At 69.2% G+C, this 5,453-nt stretch carries 4 protein-coding genes; 2 read left to right on the top strand and 2 right to left on the bottom strand.

Translation table 11 applies throughout. The annotated features are described in order from the left end of the window. The coding region (locus VF542_RS18400) for an Ig domain-containing protein (RefSeq protein ID WP_408653152.1) at positions 1–1,296 on the bottom strand (1,296 nt) is incomplete at its 3' end. A gap of 585 nt (positions 1,297–1,881) precedes the next feature. Between VF542_RS18400 and VF542_RS18395 the strand changes: the two genes are divergently transcribed. Both VF542_RS18395 and VF542_RS18390 read left to right on the top strand, forming a co-directional pair. Next, on the top strand, positions 1,882–3,003 hold the full coding sequence (locus VF542_RS18395) for an alkaline phosphatase family protein (RefSeq protein ID WP_408653151.1): 1,122 nt from the start codon (positions 1,882–1,884) through the stop codon (positions 3,001–3,003). Between the two features lie 136 nt (positions 3,004–3,139). Next, entirely contained in the window at positions 3,140–3,934 is a 795-nt protein-coding gene (locus VF542_RS18390) for an ANTAR domain-containing protein (protein WP_408653150.1), read from the top strand. A gap of 131 nt (positions 3,935–4,065) precedes the next feature. Here the strand turns inward: VF542_RS18390 and VF542_RS18385 are convergent. Next, positions 4,066–5,453: MFS transporter (locus VF542_RS18385; RefSeq protein WP_408653149.1), on the bottom strand; the 1,388-nt coding region annotated here is incomplete at its 5' end.

Here is a 5,453-nt window from a genome sequence, read left to right as displayed (position 1 = left end):
CGAGATCAGACCCGTGGAGGCGTTGATGCTCAACCCGGCCGGCAGACCCGTCGCCGTCCAGGAGTACGGCGCGCTGCCGCCACTGGCCGACATCTGCAACGACTTGGCCGTACCCACCGTCCCCGACTGCGAACCCGGGTTCGCCACCGACACACCGGTCGAGCCACCGACGATGGGGTGGGAGATGGCGCAGTTGTTGGTGTCGTTGGACCAGCTGGCCTGCTCGGCGTAGGTGCCGAACGAGCCGAAGGAGATGTTCGCGGCACCACCGGTGGAACCGGGCGCGATCCAGGCGCACTCGTCGGAGTTCTCCTGGCCGTTGTAGGAGCTACCGGTGTGGTTGGTCCAGCCGCCGGCCGGGTTCTGGTCCGACATCGTCTCCTGCCACTCGTGGCCGAGGGTCATCGTCCAGCCGTCCAGCGTTCCGGGTGAGTTCACGAAGCCCACGCCGCAGCCGGCGCCGGAGTCGATGTTGTACGGCTGGTTGGAGAACGCGATGTCACCGTAGGGCGAACTCACCGCTCCACCGGTCAGGGTGGTGTCGCCGTTGTAGTCGTGCCAGGCGCAGTACTGGCCCTGGTAGCTGTCGGGGTTGGTGCCGTGCGGCGACAGGATGACGTAGTAGGCGTAGCGGTTGGCGGCGGCGGTGGTGTTGCCGAAGTGAGCCGCTGCGTTGACCGCCTCGACGCCGAGCTGATGACCCGAGGCCGCGGCCGGTGAGGCCACTGAGTTGTCGTACCAGACACCTGACAGCACGCCGCCGGTCTGGTAGGGGATGTGCGCGGCGGTTGCCGGGCAGCCGGTCGCGCCGGTGGCGACGCCCGCACCGTCACACCACTGGGTCAGGTCAGCTGACCACAGCTCGTTGTTGGTGCCGATGCCCTTGAACATCTGCTGAGCGGCGCCGGCCGCGCCGTTGGCATCGCCGGTGAACTTGGCATTTCCGTTGGCGTCGGTCGACTGGGTGCCCCACTGGCTTCCGTAGAACACCAGGTACACCTTCGAGTGGCCGCTGGTGACGCCGATGCCGTCGATTCCGCCGCCGTAGGACAGCGTCTGCGGCCCGGTGGCCGCGGTCGTCGAGGGGTGCGCCTTGGCGTAGGCATTCATCTTGGCCTGGGTCCCGATGGTGGGAAGCACGCCGTGCCGGTAGCTGTGTCCTGCCGCGGGCGAGTAGGGATTGCCGGTGGCCGCGGCGGCGGAGCCGGCCGTGACGATCCCGGTGACAGCCAGCGCAGCCAGGCTGGCGACTCCGATGATCGCGCCACTGCGGCGCGACCTGATGTGCAACGTCATTGTTGACCTTTCTGCAGGGGGTACAGGCACATGCGGGGGGTGCACGGCGGCGCGCGCGGGCCAGGGGAGAAACCGAGCGTGGAGCCGTTGAGAGTGCCGTGCCCGCGACGCCGGGGCGGCGCGGGCACGGTGATATCAGCGCCGAACGGATCTCCTTTCACCGCCGTGGCCGAATGGGGAGAACGGGGGGTCGATCAGGTGCCGAACCGCCGGCGCTTTCGGTGGTTCGGAGCGAACGTAACGAATTGTCGATAGGTCGTCAATGGCTGAATCGAACTGAATTGGTTCGGCAACTTTGAATGAGAATTGCCCCCTTGATACCAACAGATCGCAGTCACCAAATTCAGTCCTCACGGCATTCACATCTGAGCTACACAAATATTGTGTCACCGGTAGAAGTGCCTCTAAGTTGCCAATCGTGCGGGGCGAACTACGGTGCTGGTGCAGCGCAGCGAATGCGGTCACCAAGGCCCGACCTGGGGGCGGGGCGTCCTGGCCGCCGCTCGCCATCGGCGACCGCCGGCGTCAGCGTGGCCCGCGCCGCTCTTCATGTGAAACCCGACCCATCAGACACTGGAGGAACACATGCGACTCGGCAAAAAACTCGCGACTGCTGCCGTCGGCGTGGCGGCCCTGGCCCTGAGCGTCACGGCGGCCGGCGCCACTCCGGCGCACCGGGGACCGCAGTCCCACGGCCGACAGGACGGTGGCAATCTCGACCGCATCTTCGTGATCATGCTGGAGAACCATTCACAGTCGAGCGTGATCGATGACCCGAACGCCCCCTACCTGACGTCGCTGGCGCACACCTATGCGATGGCAGATCATTACTACGGCGTAACCCATCCCTCGATGCCGAACTACCTGGCCGCCATAGCCGGTGACAATTTCGGGATCCAGGACGACAACGACCAGAACATCGTCAACCTGGACCGGCGGAATCTCGTCGACCAACTCCAGGCCCACCACATCCGCTGGGACGCCTACTTCGACACCCTGCCGGCGAACAAACTGGCCCGGTTCGGGCCGGAGGTCGGCGGTGTCTCCGTCCCGCTGTATGCGAAGAAGCACAATCCGTTCGTGCTGTTCGACGACGTCAAGAACAGCCCGGCCCGGATGAGCCATATTCGCGATTACAGCCGGTTGGGCGCTGACCTCAACAGCAAGGCCGCTCCCCGCTTCGTGTGGATCAGCCCGAACCAGTGCAACGACATGCACGGCGGTGTCTACGTCGCGGTGCCGGGCCACCCCGAGGCGCCCTGCCCGTACGGCAGCGCCAAGGACGATGCCAACGACGCCGCGCTCAAGCACAAGGCCGACATGTTCGTCCGGGGTGCGGTGCGCACGATCATGTCGTCCAAGGCCTGGACCAAGCGCTCGGCGATCGTGATCGTCACCGACGAGAACGACTTCACCGGCAACGCCGAGACCGGCGGCTGGGAGAGCGCCGCGGGCTGCTGCGACTCGCCCTACGTGGAGGCCGGTGACCCGCGGGTCAGCGCCACCTGGCCGGGTGGCACCTACGGTGGCGGCCTGATCCCGGCCATCATCGTGACCGCCGGGGCGCGGCACGTGGTGGACCACACCCCGTACAACCACTACTCGCTGCTCACCGCCATCGAGGACAACTGGCACCTGGGGCACCTCGGCCACGCCGGTGACAGCGCCAACGGGGTACTACCGCTGAAGATCCAGCGCAAGGGCTAGGTGCGCTCCTGAAGCTCCTGCCGGCAAACCTGGGCATGCGTGACCACTGTTAAGTGGCCAAAGGGGCAGACGATCATGCAAGATGCTCTTCGTCAGTTCCTGCGCACAGCAGGCGAACCCGGTAAAGGTAGGTCCAGTGGACACCAACGAGATGCTGGAGCTGTCGCAGGAGTTCGCCCTCCTCGCCGCCGAACTGCATGGCGACGGTGACAACCAGGCGGCCCTGCGGCGGCTGGTCGAGCTCGCGGTCAAGCATGTCGAGGGATGTGGCTGGGCGAGCATCACGGCGGTCCGAGGCGGTCAGGGCCACAGCGTCGCGATCTCGGACGAGGTGGCCCAGCAGGTGGATGACCTGCAGTACAAGTTCGGTGAGGGGCCCTGCATGGCGGCCGCTGAGAACGCCTCGGACTACCTGCTGTTCGACATCACCGACGAGCCCCGCTGGCCGCGGTTCACCGAGGCTGCCGCTGAACAGACCCCGGTACGCAGCGTGCTCGCCTTCCAGCTCGCAGCCGGCCGGGCGGTCGCCCTGAACCTCTACGCCGACCAGCGTGGCGCCTTCAGCTCCGACGCCATCGACACGGCCACGATCTTCGCGGCACAGGCGTCCTGCCTGATCGCGCTCAACGAGGCCGAGGACCAGGCGACGAACCTGGAGGCGGCGCTGGAGAGCAGCCGCGCCATCGGCGTCGCGCTGGGCGTCCTGATGTCGGCCCGGAAGGTCACCCAGGAGCAGGCCTTCGCCCTGCTGCGGGTGGCCAGCCAGAACCTGCACCGCAAGCTGCGGACGGTTGCCGCCGAGGTGGTCGAGACCGGCACCCTGCCCGATCTGCCGGAGCCCAAGCCTGCCAAGACGGCTGAGGGCAGCGGGAGCACCAGAAGCACCAGAAGCACCGCCGGGGCCGTTTCGCTGGATGTCTCGACCCGCTGACGTTATCCCGGGGCCGGGCGCGTTCGCGGTCAGCCGCTGGGCGGCTTGTGCGCTCGGGCGGCGGGTGCGCTCGGTGCCGGGCGGCGGGTGCGCTCGGCGCTCGGGCGGCGGGTGCGCTCGGCGCGGGCGGCTCAGGGGCCGGGCAGCGGGGGTGACCCGGTCCCCGGGTGGGCGCCGGCCGGGACCGCCGGAACGGGCTCCTCGGCGCCGGCCAGCACCCGGTCGGAGATCGTGATCCCGGCCAGCAGGCCACCAGCGATGCACAGTGCCGCGGCGATCAACACGGCGTGGCGGAACCCGGCCGACAGTTCCGCCGGATGGCTCAGGGCTGTGGAGGTGAGGCCGGCCAACGCCGGCAGCACCGCGACGGCCAGCAGCCCGGCGGTCCGGGCCACGGCGTTGTTGACCGCCGACGCGACGCCGACCTGCCGTTCCGGAGCGGCGGCCAGCACGGTGGCGGTCAGCGGCGCCACGGTGCCGGTCAGGCCGGCGGCGAAGACCAGGACGCCGGGCAGCACATCCGTCAGGTAGCTCGAGCCGGCCCCCACCCGGATCAGCATGGCCAGCCCGATCCCGGCGACCACCGGCCCGAAGGTCATCGGCCAGCGCGGGCCGATGCGCTGCGCGAGCCGCCCCATCCGGGCCGACAGCAGCAACATCACCGCGGTCACCGGCAGCAGCGCGCTGCCCGCGGCCACCGGCGTGAACCCCGACACCAGCTGCAACTGCACCGGCAACAGGAACAGCGCCCCCGACAGCGCCCCGTAGATCAGGAAGGTCACCAGGTTCGCCGCGCTGAACTGCCGCGACCTGAACAGCGACAGCGGCATCATCGGGTCCCGCCGGCGGTGCTCGTTGACCACGAAGGCCACCAGCAACAGCACCCCGGCAGCCGCGGTCACCACCAGCGACGCGGGCCAGAGCCGTACCGGCCCCTCGGTGAGCGCGTAGACCAGGGCACCCAGCCCGAGCGCGGCATAGCCGGCACCGGGCAGGTCGAGCCGTCCGGTGGCCTGCTCGTCCCGGGTCTCGGGCACCCACCTGCCCGTTACCGCGATCACCAGGACGGCCAGCGGCAGGTTCAGCAGGAACACCAGCCGCCAACCCCACGGCGCCAGCCCGACCAGCAGGCCGCCGACCACCGGGCCGATGGCGTTGGCGATGCCGCCGAGGCCCGACCAGGCACCGACCGCCGCGGCGCGGTCCTCCCGGCGGAACACCGCCTCCAGGATCGCCAGGGACCCGGGCATCAGGAGCGCCGCGGCCACTCCCTGCAACGCCCGCATGCCGATCAGCACCTGCACGGTCGGCGCCGCCGCGCAGCCGGCCGAGGCGATCGCGAACCACAGCACGCCGAGGGTGAAGATCCGGCGCCGGCCCAGCCGATCGCCCAGCGAGCCGCCGAGCAACAGCAGCCCGGACAGGGTCAGGGTGTAGGCGTTGAGGGTCCACTGCAGGCTGGTCAACCCCGCATCGAGGTCGGCGCCGATCCGGGGCAGCGCGATATTCACCACGGTCG

This window comes from Jatrophihabitans sp. (genome assembly GCF_036389215.1).
Classification (GTDB): Bacteria; Actinomycetota; Actinomycetes; order Mycobacteriales; family Jatrophihabitantaceae; genus Jatrophihabitans_A.
Note: the sequence above shows the minus strand (reverse complement) of the source record. Positions and strands in the feature narration are given on the sequence as shown.

Bases quoted from the DNA above. Each gene is read 5' to 3' on its own strand.
- VF542_RS18395 (WP_408653151.1), top strand. From the start codon at position 1,882: ATGCGACTCGGCAAAAAACTCGCGACTGCTGCCGTCGGCGTGGCGGCC.